The following is an 18,787-nucleotide window of genomic DNA, read 5'->3' as shown; positions in this document are numbered from 1 at the left end:
ACTCCATCATTGCAGGCTGTGGCGGATGGAAACTTCCCGCACGAGCATCGCCGCCTGCGTCCGGTTATGCACGCCGAGTCGACGCAGCAAAGCGGTGATGTGCGCCTTGACGGTAGCCTCCGCCAGCTGCATCTCATAGGCGATCAGCTTGTTCGGCATGCCCTCGCAGATCAGGCCAAGAATGCGGGTCTGCTGCTGGGACAGATGGGCGATCTTGAGGGATATGGACTCCGCAGAGCGGTCCTTGGCCTGCGCCCGTGTGCGCAGCGTGTAACCCGGCGGCACATAGGTCTTGCCATTCCAGATGTCGCGCATCGCGTCCTGGAAGGTCTGCCGGCCGGTATCCTTCGGAATGAAGCCCGCAGCCCCTGCAGCCAGCACCGACTGCACGATACCTTCCGTCGTGATCGCGGAGATGACGATGACCGGTATATCCGGCATTTTCTCCTTGATCTTCAGGAAGCCGCTCAATCCGGAGGCATCCGGCAGATTGAGGTCAAGCATGATGAGATCAGGCGAGAAGCGCATCCGCAATTGCTGCAGCGCCTCGCCCAATGAAGTCGCCGTTCGAATCCGTCGGGTATTGAAGATGCTCTCCATCGTCGTCGCGAGAGCATCGCAATAGAGGGGATGATCATCGATCACCAGCGCCGACTTTATCGAAAGCAAGTGGTCGGACATTTCGGCCCGCGACATAGCTCTCCTCCCAAAAATATTTTCTGATCGTTATCAGCAGGACGGCCTCCAAACCGCCCCGTAGACCATTGATAATATTCCCGCTCCCAAGCGTGGTGAGGCTCTCCCAAACCCAACCACCTGTAATTTGTCGCACAGATTCGATGGTAGCGCAATTGCCGAGTTTCCGGGCTGATCTGCCACTCACACCCGCCTGTCCGACGCAGATAACACATTGTAATAAATCGTTATTATCTCGACCAATTAAAACTGTTAGGTTAGATAAAACTTACGTATTGACGCTGTTTGTGGCGAAAAGGCGCGCCAACGCTGCTGCGCCACGGCTGCGGAGGATGAAGATTGCCAAGCGCCGCGGCGGCGATGGAACATGTCGGCTGGACAAATAAACTTAACGCGTTAAGGATCGGTGCAGGAACGACTCTGCGGGGAGCCAGACGATGGAGACAAGAAACACGGCCCAGGCGATGGTCGATGCGTTGATCGCCCAAGGAGTAGACACTGTATTCGGCATTCCCGGCGCCCATACCTATGAGTTTTCCGATGCGCTCTACAAGGCACGCAACCGGATCCGGATGATCCATACCCGCCACGAGCAGGCGGCCGGCTACATGGCCTATGGCTATGCCAAATCGACGGGGCGGCCCGGCGTTTTCACCGTCGTGCCCGGCCCCGGCCTTCTGAATGCCAGCGCGGCACTATGCACCGCCTACGGCGCCAATGCACCGGTCATGTGCCTGACTGGCAACATCATGTCCCACCTGATCGGACAGGGACGGGGCCAACTACACGAACTGCCCGATCAACTGGCTTTGATGCGGGGCCTGACCAAATGGTCCGGCCGCATCGACCACGTCTCAGAAGCGCCGATGGTCATGGCCGAAGCCTTCCACAAGATGATGAGCGGCCGGCAGCGGCCGGTCGCGGTCGAGACTCCATGGGACGTCTTTGGCCAGGCCGGCCCCGTCGCGCCCGCCGAGACCACGCCTCCCAGCCGCCCGATCCCTGATCCGGCCTTGATCGCCGAGGCGGCAAACCTTGCCCGTCTGGCGAAACGTCCGATGATCATGGTCGGTAGCGGCGCCGCGGAGGCGGGCGCGGAAGTGCTGGACCTTGCCAAGGCGCTCGGCGCCCCGGTTGTATCGCACCGCTCCGGCAAGGGTATCGTTTCGGACGGCGAGCCCTACGCATTCGACCTCGTTGCCGGCTATGACTGGTGGAAGGGATGCGACCTCTTGATCGGCATCGGCTCGCGGCTGGAATTGCAGTTCATGCGCTGGCGCTGGCAACCACCTGGGCTGAAGGTGATCCGTATCGACATAGACCCGACCGAGATGGTGCGGCTGAAGCCCGATCTCGCCATTGTGGCCGACGCGGCCGAAGGGACATGCGCGCTGCTTGCCGCACTTGGCGACCACGCCGCAGCCGACCGCAGTGCTGAGTTTTCTACCCGCCGTGCGGAGGCTCGTCTCCGAATGGAAAGCGTGCAGCCGCAACTGGTATACCTCGATGCCATCCGCCGGGCACTGCCCCGCGACGGATTTTTCGTCGAGGAGGTCAGCCAGATGGGCTTCACCGCCCGCTTCGGCTTTCCGGTCTACGGCCCGCGCCACTACGTCACCTGCGGCTACCAGGAAACGCTCGGCTTCGGCTTCAACACTGCGCTCGGCGTCAAGGTCGCCCATCCCGACAGGGCGGTCGTTTCGGTGTCCGGTGATGGCGGCTTCATGTTCGGCGTTCAGGAGTTGGCAACAGCCGTACAGCACAATATTGCTGTCGTCGCAGTCGTCTTCAACAACAACGCCTTCGGCAATGTCCGTCGCGACCAAGCGACTGCATACGATGGACGACTGATCGGTTCTGACCTTATCAATCCTGATTTCGTCGCGCTTGGAAAGAGCTTCGGTGTCACCTCGGAACGAGTGGAAAACCCGGCGGCTTTGGAAAAGGCGCTCACACGTGCACTGGCGTCGGGACGACCATACCTCATCGAGGTGCCGGTAGAGACCGGCTCGGAAACCAGCCCCTGGACCTTCCTCCACCCAGCCCCGCATACGTGAGGGAGCCAGCGACCCGCTCTCGAACAGATGACGGCTACCCGCCGTTTACCAGTTGGAGAATGAGCGAATGGACATTGCCACCAGGGCTGAGCTCGTCACGGTCGAAATCTCGGCTGCGCTGGCGCTGTTCGTTGGAGAGCGCGCCCAGCCGCTTTGTCATCTCTTCCCTGATCTTGCGACACTTGGGATCGTCGGGCACCGTCAGCCCGACGGTTGCCGCCTCGATCTGCCTCACCATATCGACGATGAAATCGCCGTGGACCCGTTCATGGATGCCCACGCCGGTGATGAAACTGTCCCAGTTTGCCTTGACCGGCGGCGGCAGCACGTTGGTCGGCTTCGGCAGGACATAGGTGATGATGAGCTTCGGCTTGGCCGTTGCCAACACACAGGCGTCGCCGCGCGTCTCGTATTTCCGGCTCCAGGTCAGCGCAAAACTCGTATGCGCGATCGCCCGGACCTCTCCCCCGACTTGCGGACCGCGTGCACCGATGGATTGGTAGAGTTCGGGACCGCTCGTGCCAACGATCGAATAGGTCTGAACCTTCTCGACCGGCTTCCACTCAGCCGCAGCAACCGATGGCGTCGCCGCAAGACCGGCCATGATGAACCTGATTGCAATGCCTGTTTTCAAGCGATGGTCCTGTGTTTTTTGTCTCGCAGCGAGACTAGAACCGAAGCAGATTTCACGCAATCGGCCCGCCTCCAATAACACGGAATAGTGCATGCAAAACAGGAAGGCCCGCGCCGATTGCCAACGGCGCGGGCCTCTCATCGCTTGGGACGCGATGCCTACTGGATGGATGCAAGCGCTGCCCCGAAACGTTCCTGGGCCTTCTTCGGCACCTTGACGTCCTGGTAGGCATCGAGATTGGCCGGCGCATCTCCGACGACGACCAGCGCGACCATGCCCATGCTGAGATGGGGTGCACACTTGATGCCATAAGCACCCGCCACGTCGAATGTCACCGTGATCTTCTCGTTGATCTTGCCCTTGAACCCGTCAGCGCCTTCTGGATGCATGCCCTTGATGATCTCGGCATTATGTCCCTTCTCGGTCGGGATGAAGGTAACGGTGTCACCTACAGCGATCTTCACGCCGGCGGGTTCAAAGACCATAACGCCGTCCTTGCCCTTGTTCAGCATGTGGACCTCGTGGTCGGCAGCGGTGGCGGAACCCGCAAAGGCGGCGAGCACGACAACGGCGGCGGCAAGGTGCTTCAACATCATGGACATTTCTTTATCTCCTTGAAATCAGGACCCTTCGGATCCGTTGGGACAGGAGATACGCCGTCCGTGGGGGCTTTTCTTTGTGCTTGCGCAACTAACAAAGCGCAATTCCCTAAACACGCAGCTTCAGGTTCAGGAGCGGTCTTTGGGCCCATCCGCGAGCTCAGAGAGACCCGCGACATTTCGTACCAGCAGCTTCTGCCGTCCGCCCTCGACCAGACCTACGCCCTCCCAGGCACTAAGGATGCGCGATACCGTATGTAGTGTTGTGCCGGTCATTTCGGCGATGTCCTGGCGGGAGATCGGGAAATCGATCCGGATGCCACCGGCTTCCTTCTTTCCGGCGTTGCGCGCCAGGCGCAGGACTGCATGGGCTACACGTCGCTCAACCTCCTGGGTGGACATTTCACGGATTCGGGTATGGGCCTCTTCAAGCCTCTGGCCGATCGTCTGCATGGCAGTGACGGCGAGCCGTGGATTGTGCTCGACGAAACTGGGCCAAAGATCGGTAGGCCAGCCAAGCGTCAGGCTTTCGGCGGCGGCGATTGCGGTTCCTGGATAATCGATGCGCTGCAGCGCCTTGGCAAAGCCGAAGAGATCTCCCGGATGAACGACTCGTACGATGATCTGCTGGCCATCGGCTGTAACCTGCGTCACCTTCAGCCGCCCATGCAGGAGAAGATAGAAGCTGATGGCCGGCTGGCCTTGCTCGAACACTGACTCCCCCTGCGGAACGCGTCGCGCAGTGGCATGGCCAAGCAACCTGTCGAGGTCCTCGTCGCTCATCCGGTCGAACAGCGGAAGAGCCTTGACGACGGTCCGATCGATCTTCACCGCCGCTTGTCCTTTCTGCGCACGGCGCCCAAGGAATGGCACCGAGCGAAATCATTCATGGGCAACACATTGGATTGTTCTTCTAAACTAGGTTGCCGCACGGCGAAAGGCAAAAACTAGCCTTGCATACCAGGTACTATTCCTCACCAGCCGGAAGCCAACATTGTCCGGAGGCGTGCCGACCGAACATCCTCCTCCTTTAGGGTCGCGGATGAAGGCACTGAGGGGGGACCGATGCTTGCCGGACGCGATATAGATGCCACAGCTTTCGCTTGAACTCGCTGCCGCACCGTCCTGTCCGAGCGTGACTTTGCGGTTGCAGGTCGTGGTCCATTCCCAGATGTTGCCGGCGAAGTCGGCCAGGCCGTACTCGCCTTCACCGAAGCCACCGAGCGGCTGTGGCGTCGGATCCCGCGATGACTTGCGTGCGGCTTCCCGCTGATAGTCGGCAAGCCAGCGCAGCGCCGGATTGTTGCTGTCGGGATCGACACCGAGCGCGTCGTCGGGAAATTTGCCACCGGCCGCGAACGCGAGATCCTCGTCGCTCGGCAGGGCCCACACCGTGCCGGTTCGTCTGCTCAGCCAATCGGCATAAGCGGTCGCATCGTCGTAGCTGATCGACGTCGCAGGCAAGTTGAACGAAGACGGGGTCATGGTCTCGCGGGCCGGGCAGGCGCCCTGCGCGACGCAGGCATCGTATTCGGCGGTCGTCACCTGGTATTTCATGATTTCGAGCGATTGCGTCCGGTTGACCTCCACCTTCGGCGCATCGACCGCAAAGCCGTTCTTATAGAATTCGCCGGCCGGCCGGTAGGTGAAGTTGCGTGGCTCGATCCGGATGGTCGCCGGCACGGGAATATCGGCGGATGTCGCCGTGAAAAGGCCGGTCTGGACGGCGAGGCCGCCGACGAAAGCCACCATCAGCAGGGCTGGCAAGGCGATCGAGGTGCCGGAAACGAGATGGGAGTGACTGAGAGCGAACATGGCGACCTCCCGGAGGCAGTCGATGGGCAGCGAAGGAAGGGGAGCCCATGCCCGCGCATTGCGGGCATGGGCACGGGGTTGGTCAGCTGGCCGACGGCGCCAGGACCGACGTCATCAGGTCGTCGTTCCATTCACCGGTGACGGTGAAGTGGGCGGCAGCACCGAGTTCGAAGGCCTCGATCAGGTTGTGGTTGACATAGGCGTAGATGCCTGGCTGCTCGAAGGTATAGTAGGCGGCTCCCGCCGTCCCACCCGGAATGAACCAGGTTTCCTGATCGATCTCCGGCGGGTTGTGGAACTTGCCGGTCGCCCAGACATAGTCGCCGTGACCACCGATCAGATGCGGACGGGTGTCGCGGTTGGCCTGGGAATGGATGATCAGAACGCGGTCGCCGACCTCGGCCGTCATGGCGTTCTCGCCGGTCAGCGCGCCGACGGCGCCGTTGAAGACGATGTGGCTGGGCGTCAGGCTCCGCATGACCTGCAGGACATCCTGATAGGCATCGCCAGCACTCTCGTACTTCTTGTAGGTGCCCTTCTCGTCCTTGGGAACATAGAAGTCCTGTTCACCGACATAGTAGATCTTGTCGTAGACCAGTTCGTTGCCCTTGCCGTCCTTCAGGCCATCGCGCGGCAGCACCATGATGGCACCGTTCATGCCCGAGGTGACATGCCACGGCACCATGCCGGGAGGTGCGCAGTGGTAGACGAAAACCCCGGCCTTTGTGGCCTTGAAACGCAGCACCGTCGTCTCGCCCGGGTTGACAACTGTCAACGCTCCGCCGCCCAGCGCCCCCGTGGCCGAATGGAAATCGATATTATGCTGGAGCATATTGGTGTCGGGATTGATCAGCGTTAGCTCGACATAGTCGCCCTGGTGTACGACCATCAGCGGGCCGGGGACGGAACCGTTGAAGGTCATGGCGTGAACCTCGGTACCCTCGTCGTCGACGATGATCTTCTTTTCCTCGATCGTCATGGTGAACTCGACGACCTTCGGTCCGCCCTCGGCCTTCTGGGTATGGGCATGGACAAAGGGCGGCCTCACCAGTTCAATCTTCTGACGCGGCAGGGCAGCGATCTGGGCTGCGGTTGCCTTGACATTGGTCTTGATCTCGCCGCCTTCGGCGCGGGCTTCGGACGTCTTGATGATCGGCGCCAGTGCGCCGGCGAAGGCCGCACCGGCCAGGATCGTGCGGCGAGTTACCTGAAACTTCTCGGTCATCGGATTATCTCCTTTAGGGTGGAACGGAGCGAATATCGTCCGGTCGAGAATGGTTTTACGCCCGGACCGAAACCTGCAATTTGTGCCAGGACAAACTTCCCCCGCGGAGGGGTCTCCTGCGTCATTTTGGCAGAGGAGGAGAGTTGGAACGCGCTGAATCCATTGCAGAAGCAGGGTTTTGCTTGCGCCTGATCAAAGATCAAGGCCAACCGCGGCCATAGTTATGCTTGCGATTTATCAAAAACATGGAGATTCCGATGAACAGCCAGAACACAGTCCGAAGCGGTGGCATCCCCCGCGGTCTGTCAAAGACAGGACCGGTCCTGTTCTCCTACGGATTCAGACCTTTCTTCCTCGGTGCAGGCCTCATGGCGATCGCCGCCATGGTTTTGTGGATCCTGGCGCTGACCATGGGGCTGGAAATCGGGGGGTCCTATGGCGCACTTCATTGGCACGCCCATGAAATGCTGTTCGGCTTCGCGCCCGCGGTCGTGGCCGGCTTCCTTCTCACCGCGGTGCCCAACTGGACTGGCCGGTTGCCCGTGTCCGGCCGTCCGCTGATGATGCTGTTCGGCTTGTGGCTCGCCGGCCGCCTCGTGCTTCTCCAACCGGACCTGATCGGCGTCGAGATCGCCACTGTGATCGACAGCCTGTTCCTGCCTGCACTGCTCATTATCTGCGCACGCGAGATCGTCGCCGGTCGGAAATGGAAGGACCTCAAGGTACTGATGGTGCTAACCTTCCTTTCCGTCGCCAATGTCGGCTTCCATGTGACGACATTGATCGGCGAGCATGGGGGTCTCACGCAGAGACTGGCCGTATCGGCCTATGTCATCCTGATCATGATCATCGGCGGCCGGATCATCCCGAGTTTTTCCCGCAACTGGCTGAACCAACACGGCGCGACACGCTTCCCCATTCCATTCAATAGCTTCGACACGGTGGCGATCGTCGCCGGAGCCGTGGCGCTCGGCGGCTGGACACTCCTTCCCGAGAGCCACTTGACCGGGCTGCTCGCTCTTGTCGCCTTCGGCCTGCATGTCGCCCGCCTCGTGCGCTGGCGCGGCCATGCCGTCTTCGCAGAGAAACTGCTCTTCATCCTGCATCTCGCCTATGGTTTCGTGCCTCTCGGCTTCCTCGCCATTGCCCTGGGCTCGGTAGGCTATCTGGCCACCAATTCGGTGCTGCACGTCATGACGGTCGGTGCAATCTCGGCCATGATGCTGGCGGTCATGACGCGTGCCACCCGGGGCCACACCGGCCGGGTGCTGGCCGCTTCCCGCACGACGACGCTGTCTTATGTAACAATCCTGCTGGCCGCGCTGCTTCGCCCTGCCGCCGACCTCCTGCCAGACTACACAATGGAGTTCTACTCGGGCGCCGGATTTTTCTGGATCGCCGCCTTCACATTGTTCGTCTTCGAATATGGGCCGATGCTGGCTCGCGTCCGGCGCGTGGCGATCGGTTGATCGCCTGCAAAAGAGCCCGGCGTTTCTGGCGCTGGGCCCCTCGAAAATATCCTGACCGCAGAGGCCTCAGTGCCGGGCGGCGACAGCCAAGGCGCCCGCGCGGATACGGTCAGGCGTCCAGAGCGGTTCATAGGTGAGATCCACCACGGCCGCCGTCACCCCGGCAACCGCCTCGACGGTCGCCTGCACAGCCTGCTGCAGGAAGCCGGCCGCAGGACAGCCACGCGACGTGGTCGTCATGACGATGCGCGCCGCGCCATCCGCATCGACGGTCACGTCGTAGATCAGGCCGAGATCGACGATATTGCCGCCGATTTCCGGGTCCGTGATGGTGGTGAGCGCCGCGACGATTTCGGCGGCATGCCCCGATACGCTGTCGATATCCATCACGTCACTCCCGTGCCTCGCCGATGCGGATGAGCATGCGATAGGCGGTTCCGGCCTCGTCGTAATTGCCCACCCACTGATGGCCGCGCTTTTCGAGTTCCGGCATCAAGAACACCGGCTCGCGCGACAGCAATGCGAACAAAACCTCGCCGAGGTCCATGAGTTCGGTCTTCGAGAGAATGCGGGCCATCGGCTCGGGCGGATCGAGTTCGGTCAGGTCGAGGTGGAACACCGGTTCGGCCCACAGCACAGCCGAAACCGCGCCGTCGGACGCCGCGACATCGGCCGGCCCGCCCGCTTCAGGCGTGAACAGCACCTCCCATTCGCCACCGCCGATTTCGGACGCCTCGTGCGAAAAGCCCCGCTTGGCCATGACGTTGAACAGCGGGGCCGGCTTGAAGGTTGCGATGAGCCGCAGCCCCTCGCCGGGCTTGAGCGACTGCACGGCTTCCATGATCGCCTGGAAGGGTTCGCCGCCATTGCGCAGGATCGGCCGGACGTCGAGTTCTTTGTAAGCGTTTGTCATCATGACCTCGTGGGCTGAAGGGACGGCAGGAAGAAATTGGGGCGGATGGCGCCGCCAGGCAAGCGCTGATCGGGCGCGATTTCCATCAGGCGGCGCGTGCGTAGGAATTCCGCGATCAGCGCGAGGCTCGCCCCGAGCTGCAGCCCTGCCGCCGCACGAAAGAGCAGATCACGGTCAAACGCCAACGCAAGGGTGGCAAGCAGCACACCGGCATGGAAGAGCACAAACCACGTTCGGGCGCGCGGTTCGCTGACGAGATCCTGCACGCGCGGCGTTGGTACACGGCCGAGCACCGGACCATAACACTCGAGCCAGGTGAGGAAAGGAACGATCTTGTAAAGCTTTGCGAGACCGAGACCGGTTAGCCATCCGAAGCCAAGCAGGTAGACGATTGGGGCGATGTCGCTTGCCACACGCCCGGCCGCCGCAGCCACTGCGAGCCAGGCTGCACCGGCGAAGAGTGCGGCAAAGGCGGCAATGCTGGCAAGGCTGTTGAGCTCCAGCTTCGGCCGCCGCCGCGCCTGATAGGTGGCAAGGAGATCAACCCCATAGAGACCCAGACCGACCAGCGAGGACAGCAGGGCCAGCGTGAGGACGACGGCGCTCCCCGCAATACCGGCCACGGAAAGAATGACAGCGAGCAGCAGGAGCGCGACCGCCAGAGCTGCGTTCAGCCAAACCTCTCGGCCGCCACCGGACGCACTTTCTGAAGCAAGCAGGAACATCGGTAGCAGCTTGTAGCTGACGCCCACCGCCGAGACGGTCAGCCAGCCGCCAAGGCCGAGCGCCGCATGCAGCGGCAGCCCCGGCGGCAGGAAACGGGTCCACGATGAGGGCAGGTATCCGGAAAGGACCAGCGCAAATGTCAGACCGAGCCCTAGGGTCGCGACGAGGGCAATCAGCCCAAGCGCGACGAAACGGGCCGGCAAGGCCAGCGGCCATGCGCTCGAAAGCGTGATGCCGATAATCCCGGCGACCATGAGGTAGCCCAGGGAAAGAAATAGCGCACCGAACGAAAGCAACGGGGCCGCGAAAGCCCCGCCCCTGTCCATGAGGATGAAGCCGAGCACGAGGCCGATTTCCCCGATGACGACCGCGACGAGGGCCGGCAAGGCCGCACCCCCGCCCTTCAGCGGTTTCGCCACCAGCACCGGCACGAACTGCAGCAGCGCGCCGGACATCAGCAGGCCGAACCAGCCGGCCGTGACGAGGTGAACGACCGCCAACGTCGCCGGCGCCTCGATTGCCGCACCGGGATAGCCGTAGCCCGCCGTCAGCAGTCCCTCGCCCACAAGCAGGAAGAGGCAAGCGGCGGCGAAAAACGTCATCGTCCAGTGGGAAAGGCTCGCACCCGGCATGTCAGTCACCTCGCTGCGGCTCCGTTTTCGGCTATCCGCTCAATGCGCTCCGCCGCAGCCGCAACCGCAGTTGGAGCCGGTCTCGGAGCCGGACGCGACAGACTCGTTCAGGCGTTCGATCGCGACCCGCCAAACCTCGGGGCCTTGCTCGAGATATTCCCAGCCGAACAGGCCGGAGAAATGCGATTGCAGATGATAGTGCAGCGGACGGGGGTCATGGTCGCTGGTGATCAACATTGCCGCACCTTGGGGCAGTGCATTCAGCATTCCGAAAATCCGCGGATGGCGCTCCGGTGGCGGAACAAGACGCACGTCGATGTGGGGCCTCGTCTCTGCAATATCAGTCATGGGTTCGTCCTTGTCTCTCTTCAGCCCGCAAATCATCATGGGCGGCCCGGGCCCCGCCGATGCTTTGGATCTAAACTCAAGCCAAGGAATTGAACCTTGTCGCCGCGCAAACAAAACGGCGAAGGCGGATTTGCCTTTCGCCGCGCTCATTGGGATTTGGCAAAGAGCAAGAACGCGAACCGTTCTACTTCAGGGAAACGTTGAACCGGAGTAGCCCCATGTCCCGCGAACTGATCGATAAATACGGCGAGGCCCGCCTGCCCCGCTACACCAGTTATCCAACCGCGCCGCGCTTCGCCCCGGGCATCGCCGCCGGTACCTATGGCGACTGGCTGGCCGCCATTCCGGCGAGCGAGTCGATTTCGCTCTACCTGCACATCCCGTTTTGCCGTTCGATGTGCTGGTATTGCGGCTGTCACACCTCGATCACCCAGAAGGACCAGCCGATCCTCGACTATCTCGACGTGCTGAAGCGCGAGATCCGCCTCGTCGCGAAGGCTGCCGGCAAGCCGCTCAAGGTCTGCCAGATCCACTTCGGCGGCGGCACCCCGACCATCATGACGCCGGAGGAATTCCTTGATCTCTCCGCCTTCCTGCAACGGGAATTCGACATCACGCCGGACGCCGGCATCGCCGTCGAGATCGACCCACGCACCCTCGCCAGTTCCATGATCGCAGCGCTTGGCCAGTCGGGCGTGACCCGCGCCAGCCTCGGCGTACAGAGCTTCGATCCCATTGTGCAGAAAGCCATCAACCGCATCCAGACCGCCGAACAGACCGCCGATGCGACGCTGGGCCTGCGCGAAGCCGGCATTGACAGCGTCAACTTCGACCTGATCTACGGCCTGCCGCACCAGACCGTCGCCTCCTGCATCGAGACTGCCAGGACCGCGATCGCCATGCGGCCAGACCGTTTCGCCGTGTTCGGCTATGCCCATATTCCCTCGTTCAAGAAGCACCAGCGGCTGATCGACGAAAACGCGCTGCCGGATGCAGCGGAGCGCCACGCCCAGGCCGAAGCGATTGCCGAAACCCTTGTTTCCGCCGGCTATCGCCGCATCGGCCTAGACCATTTCGCCCTTCCGCAAGACGACCTTTCGCTCGCCGCCGACACCGGCAGGCTGCACCGCAATTTCCAGGGCTATACGACGGATCCGTGCAAGACGTTGATCGGCCTTGGCGCCTCGGCGATCGGCCGGACGGTCGACGGCCACATCCAGAACGACGTGGCAATCGGCCAGTATGCGCAGCGCATCGCGTCGGGCAAGCTCGCCACGGTCAAGGGCTATCGGCTGACAGCGGAAGACCGGCTGCGGGCTGCCGTGATCGAACGGCTGATGTGCGATTTCCGCGTCGATCTCGCATCGCTCTGCGAGGCGCACGGCTTCGACCTGGACCAGTTATTGGCCGGCAATGCCATGTTCCAGCGCCTGCTGGAAGACGGGATAACGGAAATGACCGGCGGCGTGGTCACGGTACGGAGCGACTACCGCTTTGTCATCCGCGCCGTGGCGGCAAGCTTCGACGCCTATCTCGACCAGTCGGCCCGCACCCATTCCAAAGCGGCCTGAACCTGAAAACAGAGTAGACAGAGAAAGGCCCGGCGCCACCCCTAGCGCCGGGCCTTTCCTTTCCGCACCTCCGCCGTCCGCCTCAGCCGGCAAGGCCGCGATAGATAGCCGGCAGAGCCGCCGGCAGCCGGGCAATGTTCGACACCACGGCGTAGCCGTGCTGGCCAAAGATCGCCGGCACATAGGATTTCGCATCGCGGTCGACCGTCACGCCGAATACGCGCACACCCTTGCGCCGCGCCTCGATGACCGCGCGGCGGCTGTCTTCCAGGGCGAAGCGCCCCTCGTAGTGATCGACGTCGTTCGGCTTGCCGTCGGTCAGCACCAGCAGCAACTGACGCCTGTTCGGCTGCTCGACGAGCTTGGCCGTCGCATGGCGGATCGCCGCGCCGATGCGGGTATAGTAGCCCGGCTTGAGCGCGGCGATGCGGTTCTCCACCACCGGCCCCATCTTCTCGCCGAAATCCTTGACGGTCTCGATGCGCACCCAGGAGCGGCGGCGCGACGTGAATGTCAGGATCGAGTGATTGTCGCCGCAGGCGGCAAGCCCGTTGGCCAGCACCAGCAGCGCCTCCTTCTCGACGTCCAGCACCCGCAGGTCATCGAACCAGGCATCGGTCGACAGCGACACGTCGACGAGCAGGGTAACGGCAAGATCGTGCGCCTGCGGCCGGCTCATCAGATGGATGCGGTCGCTGCCCTCCCCGCCGGCCTTCAGGTCGGTCCGGCTGCGCACCACTGCATCGAGATCGAGATCCGCGCCATCTAGCTGGGCTCTCAACATCTCGTGCTTTGGCCGCAGCACTTCGAACTGCCGGCGCACCCGGCGAATCAGGCTTTTCATCGCCGCACTTGCTTCCGGACCTTGGACCTCCTCGGGCGCTGGTCCCGCCAGCACCCGGCAATAATCCTTGAGATAGGCATTCCGCCGATAGTCCCACTCCGGATAGCTCAAATCTACAGTCAGGGCGGAACGATCGAGCGCCTCGGGCGGCAGGTCCAGATCAAAGCGGAAACGGGCCGACGGCCGACCTTTCCGCTCGCCGAGCGTCATGTCGTCCAATTCCTCGGCAGCGGCGGCATCATGATCGTCGCTGTCGTCGCCAGGGCGGTCGACATTGACCATCTCCGCCATCGCAAGGATCTTTTCGAAACGGTTGAGAATGAACGGGCTGCGGTCCTTTTCGCGGCCATCGCTCTTTTCGCGCATGGCGATCTGGCGGCCGGTGGTAGCAGCCTGGCGGTCCCCGCCGGCGGCAGGCCGGTCCTCTTCCGTGCGCGGAGCACTCTCCTCGCGCACTAGGGCGTCGGGCCAGAGCGGCACGGGCATCATCGGCAGATAGCCGGGCGGCGCCTTGGCCGACAACGGTTGTGGAAGCGAAAGCGGCGCAAGTCCCGCCCCCTCGCGCAGCAGGTCGATGATGTGGTCCTCGACAAGCCGCTCGACGCGCGGCAGCTTGCCGCGCTGCCGCTCGATCAGGACAGCGGTGCAAAGCGCACGGTAGCGAGATCCGAGACCGGGAAAATGCAAAAGCACCGCTTGAGCCGTTTCGGCAGCCCGGTCGAGCAGCGCCAGATCGCGGGCCAGTGGATCATCTGCCGAAACTGGGTCGAGGGGCATCACCGCCATGGACGCGGCCAGCCAGACATAGAGATCGCGGTTGAGTTCGGCCGTGGGCAGGAGATCCAGAACCGGCGGCAGCATGACGGTCGCATGGTCGCGGCCCGGCTGCACCAGCTTCTCTTCACCGAGACCCATCCGCTGGCGGAATTTCAGCCGGTGGCCGGAGAGGCGCCCACGCGCCGGCGCGAGTTGCACCGCCCGTTCGCCGCCGAAGCCGCGGAAGCAGACGGAGAGCACCGGCTGGACGTCCTCGAGCAGAACGGCGGCCTCGGGATAGCGCGGCCATGTGCGGGTATTCCCGGCGATATTGTGCCAGGCGCGCCCGACCGTCTCTTCCAGTTCCAGGAAGTCCAGCATGATGCACCTTTCAGCGGATGACCGCGCTTGCCAGTTCAAGAAGGGCGGCGCGCACGTCCGGCTCGTCGGTCAGCGGCTCGATCATGGCGCACCTGACCGCATCCTTCGGCGCGAGGCCGGCGTCGATCAGGCTGGCACAATAGACCAGAAGACGGGTCGAAACCCCTTCCTCGAGATCATGACCTTTCAGCGCGCGCAAACGCCGGGCAAGTTCGACCAGCGGCACGACCTGCGTCTGGTCCAGCCCGCTTTCGGCCGCGACCACGGCGATCTCGCGGTCCTTCGGCAGGAAGTCGAACTCGATGGCGACGAAGCGCTGCCGGGTGGACGGCTTCAGGGTCTTCAAAAGATTCTGGTAGCCGGGATTATAGGACACCACCAGCATGAAGCCGGGCGGTGCGTTCAGCACTTCTCCGGTGCGTTCGAGCGGAAGGATGCGCCGGTCGTCGGTCAGCGGATGCAGCACGACCGCCACGTCCTTGCGCGCCTCGACGACCTCGTCGAGATAGCAGATGCCGCCTTCGCGCACGGCCCGCGTCAGCGGCCCGTCGACCCAGACCGTATCCCCGCCCTTCAGCAGATAGCGGCCGGTGAGATCGGCAGCCGCCAGGTCGTCATGGCAGGAAACGGTCGACAGCGGCAGGCCGAGCTTGGCGGCCATATGCCCGACAAAGCGGGTCTTGCCGCAGCCGGTCGGCCCTTTGAGGAGAAGCGGCAGCTGGCGCGTCCAGGCGGTTTCGAACAGGGCGCATTCATTGCCGGCCGGCGAATAGGCCGGGATATCGGGCATGGGCGGATTGGTGAGCATGAGGTTCATGGGGTGTTTCCTTCAAAAACAGGCGATATCGACACGAGGCATGGGGTGGTCGATCTCCTCTCCTCATCGGGAGAGGCTGTGAGAGCCCTTCGGCAGGCTAGGCGGGTGATGAGGGGACTGCCGAACGCCCCCTCATTCGGCCCTGACGGGCCACCTCGTTCCCGTCGGGGAGGAGGAAAGTTCACTCGGCCGGTTCGGCGACGCCGCCGAAGGCCGGTGCCTTTTCCTTGCCGGGCATCAGCACGGACCAGGCGAACATCAGCGCCGATACCAGCACCACGGCGCCGGAGCCGAGACGCACCCAATAGAACAGCGCGAGCTGCTCCTGGACGGCCATGTAGCTTTCGCCGAGCACGCGCTGCAGGTGGACCTGGAGCACACCGGCGAAGGTGAGCGCGAAGGTCATCACCGACATCGCCGTGCACATCATCCAGAAGCTGGCGATCGACAGCCATTGATTATAGGGCTGGCGGCCACGGATTTCCGGGATGGCATAGGCCATGATGGCCAGGTTCAGCATGACATAGGCGCCGAAGAAGGCGAGGTGGCCATGGGCGGCGGTGACCTGGGTGCCGTGGGTGTAGTAGTTGATCGAGGACAGCGTATGGAGGAAGCCCCAGACGCCGGCGCCGAAAAAGGCCATGACCGAGCAGCCGATCGACCACAGAAGCGCTGCCTTGTTCGGATGCTTGCGGCCGGCCTTCCAGGTCATCACGAAGGTGAAGATCACCATGGTGAAGAACGGGGCGACCTCGAGCGTCGAGAACAGCGAACCGATCCACTGCCAGTAGCCCGGAGCGCCGATCCAGTAATAGTGGTGGCCGGTGCCGAGAATGCCGGAGAACAGCGCCAGCCCGACGATGACGTAGAGCCACTTCTCGACCACTTCGCGGTCGATGCCGTTGAGCTTGATCATCAGGAAGGCGAGCACCGATGCCATGATCAGTTCCCAGACGCCCTCGACCCAAAGATGAACGACATACCACCAGTACATCTTGTCAAGCGCCAGGTTGGCCGGGTTGTAGAAGGCGAAGAGGAAAAAGATCGCGACGCCCCAGAGCCCGAAGATCAGGATATTGGTGACGACCGTCTTGCGGCCCTTCAGCACGGTCATGGTGATGTTGAACAGGAACATCAGCATGACGAGGACGATGCCGACCTTGATGATGAAGGGCTGCTCGAGGAATTCGCGACCTTCGTGGATCCCGAACAAATAGCCGACCACGGCGACTGCGGCGGCTATCAGGAAAATCCAGAACTGGGCGATCGCCATCTTGGGGCTATAGAGTTCCGTCTCCGCCTCTTCCGGTAGAAGATAGTAGGTGGCGCCCATGAAGCCGATGAGCAGCCAGACGATCAGCGCGTTGGTGTGGACCATGCGCACGATGTTGAACGGCAGAAGCTCGGACAGCGTGTTGGGCAGCACATAGACCGTGCCGGCGAGCACGCCGAACAACACCTGGGCGAGGAAAAGGCCGAGCGCGCCGTAGAAATACAGCATCGCGACCTTCTGGGTTTGGTATTTCATAGTTGTTTCTCCTTGTCGCGGCACTTGCTCAACCGGCTTCGTTCGGCGGCCAGTTCTGGGTCTTGATCCGGCTCGTCCATTCGAGGAAATCGGCCAGATCGTTCAGTTCCTGTTCACTCAGGTTGAACTGCGGCATCTGCCGGCGACCTTCGACGCCCGACGGCTGTGCGGCCATCCAGGATTTCAGCGTCTCGCGAGCGCCCTCCGGATCTTCCTTGCCGCCCCAGCGTACCCAGACATTGCCCACTTCCGGCGCGAAATAGGCGCCTTCGCCGAGAAGGGTGTGACAATTGATGCAGGAATTCTTTTCCCAGACGTGCTTGCCGCGCGCCACGCCGTCGGTCAGCGTAGACTCGTCGGTAGAGGTCGTCCTGATGTAGTAGTGGCTGTGGGCGGTCAGGCCCACGAAGATCGTGAAGAAGAAGATGGACCCGCCATAGAAGACGTTGCGGGCCCCTGTCTTGGTTAGGCGTTCTGCCATCCCCATGGTCCTTTCGTTAGCCGCAGCTTTCATTCCGCCGCCGGCCTGGTGAATTCCCCCTGCAGCGGTCGGCGGACCGTCCGCCCCTCATGCCGTTCTGCGGGACGGTCCCTTTCTAGCGGCGGACGAAAAGCCTTCTTTGCTATTTGGCAAATAAACGGGCGATGGTCCGATCGCTCAGACCGGAGCGGCGATCGCCACAAAAACGGCGCGGGAAAGCGCCAGCAGGATGAAGGTCAACGGCCAGGCGACCAGCGCGAAACGCAGCACGCCACTGGCGTGGCGCAGGCCCATGAAGTCGAGGATGATGATGCGCGCCTTGGCAAGTGCCGCCATAAGCACGATGCCGATCGGCACCAGCATGTGGCCGCTGAGCGCGGCGGTGATCGCCCCGCCGGCCGCCAGGACGCCTGCGGTGACGAAAGCCCAGTGAAGGCGTTCTTGGGAAAAGCGGTCCATCGGATCAGGCCAGGTAGATGATCGGGAACATGACGATCCACACCAGGTCGATCGCGTGCCACAGGGTGGTGATCAGCGCGACATTGCCGCGCGACGGCCGCCAGGCGATCAGCAGCATGACGAGCGCACCGAACACCACGTGCAGCAGATGGAAACCGGTGATGATGAAATAGAGTTCGAAGAAGCCGTTGAACGTCTCTTCTCCGGCATAGCGGATCTCTCCTGAGTACTCGAAGAGCTTGACGGCGAGGAAAACGAAGCCCAGCAGGGCCGCCGCGATCAGCGAGCGACGGACCTGCCGGGCCGAGGCGGTGGGACGTGCCGCCACCGCCGCCTGCCAACCACTGGTGAGAAGCACGACTGTATTGATCGCGGCGAGCCCGGGGCTGAGGTGAAGCCGTGCCAGCGCGAACCGCTCGGGTTCGAAGGCCGACATCACCAGAAACGCGCCGATCAGAATCCCGAAGGCGACAAGTTCGCTCCACACGAGCACCCAGAGCAAGAGAACGTCGCTCTCCTCATCCTCGACCGGGGCCGCCAAGGCGACCGCTGCAATATTGGTTCGCATCATCATGGGCTTTTTTCTTAAGGAGAGCCGATCGGCGCGTCTTTGCGGCAGCACAAAGAAAAATGGCAGGCGCCAAGTTAAGGTCGCAACATCAAAGGAGATTGCTTCCATGACTGACGCCCAGATCGGCCTTGCCGTCGCCACGCCCATCATCATCGGCTTTGCGATCCTGCTCTACCGCATGGGTGTCCTGCAGCGCGGGGGAACCATCTCGGCCGTCCTCGCCTCAGTCGCCATCGCCACCGTGCTTTTCGTCAGTTAGTGAAGA

General features: G+C 62.5%; 20 protein-coding genes. 4 read left to right on the top strand and 16 right to left on the bottom strand.

Going from position 1 to position 18,787, the window contains the following annotated elements; translation table 11 throughout:
* Positions 1-6 precede the first annotated feature (6 nt).
* Entirely contained in the window at positions 7-696 is a 690-nt protein-coding gene (locus ACWPVA_RS20380) for a response regulator (protein ID WP_454289395.1), read from the bottom strand.
* A 437-nt stretch (positions 697-1,133) separates the two neighbouring features.
* Between ACWPVA_RS20380 and ACWPVA_RS20375 the strand changes: the two genes are divergently transcribed.
* On the top strand, positions 1,134-2,753 hold the full coding sequence (locus ACWPVA_RS20375) for a thiamine pyrophosphate-dependent enzyme (RefSeq protein ID WP_454289394.1): 1,620 nt from the start codon (positions 1,134-1,136) through the stop codon (positions 2,751-2,753).
* A 34-nt stretch (positions 2,754-2,787) separates the two neighbouring features.
* Here ACWPVA_RS20375 and ACWPVA_RS20370 read toward each other — a convergent pair whose 3' ends face one another.
* The 5 genes from ACWPVA_RS20370 to nirK all read right to left on the bottom strand — a co-directional run bounded on the left by ACWPVA_RS20370 (position 2,788) and on the right by nirK (position 7,026).
* Positions 2,788-3,357 (bottom strand): DUF922 domain-containing Zn-dependent protease, encoded by a 570-nt coding sequence (locus ACWPVA_RS20370; protein WP_454289657.1) that lies wholly within the window; start codon positions 3,355-3,357, stop codon positions 2,788-2,790.
* Between the two features lie 188 nt (positions 3,358-3,545).
* Positions 3,546-3,989, bottom strand: a complete 444-nt coding sequence (locus tag ACWPVA_RS20365) for a pseudoazurin (protein WP_454289393.1) — start codon at positions 3,987-3,989, stop codon at positions 3,546-3,548.
* 126 nt (positions 3,990-4,115) lie between these two features.
* Positions 4,116-4,817, bottom strand: coding sequence for a Crp/Fnr family transcriptional regulator (locus ACWPVA_RS20360; protein WP_454289392.1), 702 nt, complete (start codon positions 4,815-4,817; stop codon positions 4,116-4,118).
* An 87-nt stretch (positions 4,818-4,904) separates the two neighbouring features.
* Positions 4,905-5,801: an SUMF1/EgtB/PvdO family nonheme iron enzyme gene (locus tag ACWPVA_RS20355; RefSeq protein WP_454289391.1), complete on the bottom strand. Its 897-nt coding sequence runs from the start codon at positions 5,799-5,801 to the stop codon at positions 4,905-4,907.
* An 82-nt stretch (positions 5,802-5,883) separates the two neighbouring features.
* Positions 5,884-7,026 (bottom strand): copper-containing nitrite reductase, encoded by a 1,143-nt coding sequence (nirK, locus tag ACWPVA_RS20350; protein WP_454289390.1) that lies wholly within the window; start codon positions 7,024-7,026, stop codon positions 5,884-5,886.
* Positions 7,027-7,283: 257 nt separating this feature from the next.
* Here nirK and ACWPVA_RS20345 point away from each other — a divergent pair, with 257 nt between their 5' ends.
* Positions 7,284-8,495, top strand: coding sequence for an NnrS family protein (locus tag ACWPVA_RS20345; protein WP_454289389.1), 1,212 nt, complete (start codon positions 7,284-7,286; stop codon positions 8,493-8,495).
* A 66-nt stretch (positions 8,496-8,561) separates the two neighbouring features.
* Here the strand turns inward: ACWPVA_RS20345 and ACWPVA_RS20340 are convergent, their stop codons facing one another.
* From ACWPVA_RS20340 to ACWPVA_RS20325, 4 genes are read right to left on the bottom strand one after another with little or no spacing between them, the layout of a single operon-like run.
* A complete protein-coding gene (locus tag ACWPVA_RS20340; RefSeq protein WP_454289388.1) occupies positions 8,562-8,882 on the bottom strand; it encodes a metal-sulfur cluster assembly factor in 321 nt (106 codons plus the stop codon).
* 4 nt (positions 8,883-8,886) lie between these two features.
* A complete protein-coding gene (locus ACWPVA_RS20335) occupies positions 8,887-9,408 on the bottom strand; it encodes a DUF2249 domain-containing protein (protein ID WP_454289387.1) in 522 nt (173 codons plus the stop codon).
* The gene (locus ACWPVA_RS20330) at positions 9,408-10,766 is read right to left on the bottom strand and encodes a hypothetical protein (protein ID WP_454289656.1); all 1,359 of its coding nucleotides are present in this window, start codon (positions 10,764-10,766) and stop codon (positions 9,408-9,410) included. The genes ACWPVA_RS20335 and ACWPVA_RS20330 overlap by 1 nt, the downstream gene beginning before the upstream one ends.
* A 39-nt stretch (positions 10,767-10,805) precedes the next feature.
* Positions 10,806-11,114, bottom strand: coding sequence for a DUF2249 domain-containing protein (locus ACWPVA_RS20325; RefSeq protein WP_454289386.1), 309 nt, complete (start codon positions 11,112-11,114; stop codon positions 10,806-10,808).
* A gap of 218 nt (positions 11,115-11,332) precedes the next feature.
* Between ACWPVA_RS20325 and hemN the strand changes: the two genes are divergently transcribed.
* Complete coding sequence (gene hemN / locus ACWPVA_RS20320) at positions 11,333-12,685, top strand: oxygen-independent coproporphyrinogen III oxidase (RefSeq protein WP_454289385.1); 1,353 nt, start codon at positions 11,333-11,335, stop codon at positions 12,683-12,685.
* A gap of 82 nt (positions 12,686-12,767) precedes the next feature.
* Here hemN and ACWPVA_RS20315 read toward each other — a convergent pair whose 3' ends face one another.
* The 6 genes from ACWPVA_RS20315 to ACWPVA_RS20290 form a co-directional block, all read right to left on the bottom strand.
* On the bottom strand, positions 12,768-14,666 hold the full coding sequence (locus ACWPVA_RS20315; RefSeq protein WP_454289384.1) for a VWA domain-containing protein: 1,899 nt from the start codon (positions 14,664-14,666) through the stop codon (positions 12,768-12,770).
* Positions 14,667-14,676: 10 nt separating this feature from the next.
* The gene (locus ACWPVA_RS20310) at positions 14,677-15,483 is read right to left on the bottom strand and encodes an AAA family ATPase (RefSeq protein WP_454289383.1); all 807 of its coding nucleotides are present in this window, start codon (positions 15,481-15,483) and stop codon (positions 14,677-14,679) included.
* A gap of 181 nt (positions 15,484-15,664) precedes the next feature.
* Positions 15,665-17,011: a cbb3-type cytochrome c oxidase subunit I gene (locus ACWPVA_RS20305; protein WP_454289382.1), complete on the bottom strand. Its 1,347-nt coding sequence runs from the start codon at positions 17,009-17,011 to the stop codon at positions 15,665-15,667.
* Between the two features lie 28 nt (positions 17,012-17,039).
* Positions 17,040-17,492 carry a c-type cytochrome gene (locus ACWPVA_RS20300; RefSeq protein ID WP_454289381.1) on the bottom strand — a complete coding sequence of 151 codons (453 nt, stop codon included), beginning with the start codon at positions 17,490-17,492 and terminating at the stop codon, positions 17,040-17,042.
* Positions 17,493-17,669: 177 nt separating this feature from the next.
* Complete coding sequence (locus ACWPVA_RS20295) at positions 17,670-17,951, bottom strand: cytochrome C oxidase subunit IV family protein (RefSeq protein ID WP_454289380.1); 282 nt, start codon at positions 17,949-17,951, stop codon at positions 17,670-17,672.
* A gap of 4 nt (positions 17,952-17,955) precedes the next feature.
* Positions 17,956-18,522: a cytochrome c oxidase subunit 3 gene (locus tag ACWPVA_RS20290; RefSeq protein WP_454289655.1), complete on the bottom strand. Its 567-nt coding sequence runs from the start codon at positions 18,520-18,522 to the stop codon at positions 17,956-17,958.
* Positions 18,523-18,628: 106 nt separating this feature from the next.
* On the opposite strand from ACWPVA_RS20290, the gene ACWPVA_RS20285 reads away from it, so the two are divergent.
* Positions 18,629-18,781: a hypothetical protein gene (locus ACWPVA_RS20285; RefSeq protein ID WP_454289379.1), complete on the top strand. Its 153-nt coding sequence runs from the start codon at positions 18,629-18,631 to the stop codon at positions 18,779-18,781.
* Positions 18,782-18,787: the final 6 nt, after the last annotated feature.

It is taken from the genome of Rhizobium arsenicireducens, assembly GCF_964021225.1.
This window is presented reverse-complemented; position numbering and strand designations above follow the sequence as displayed.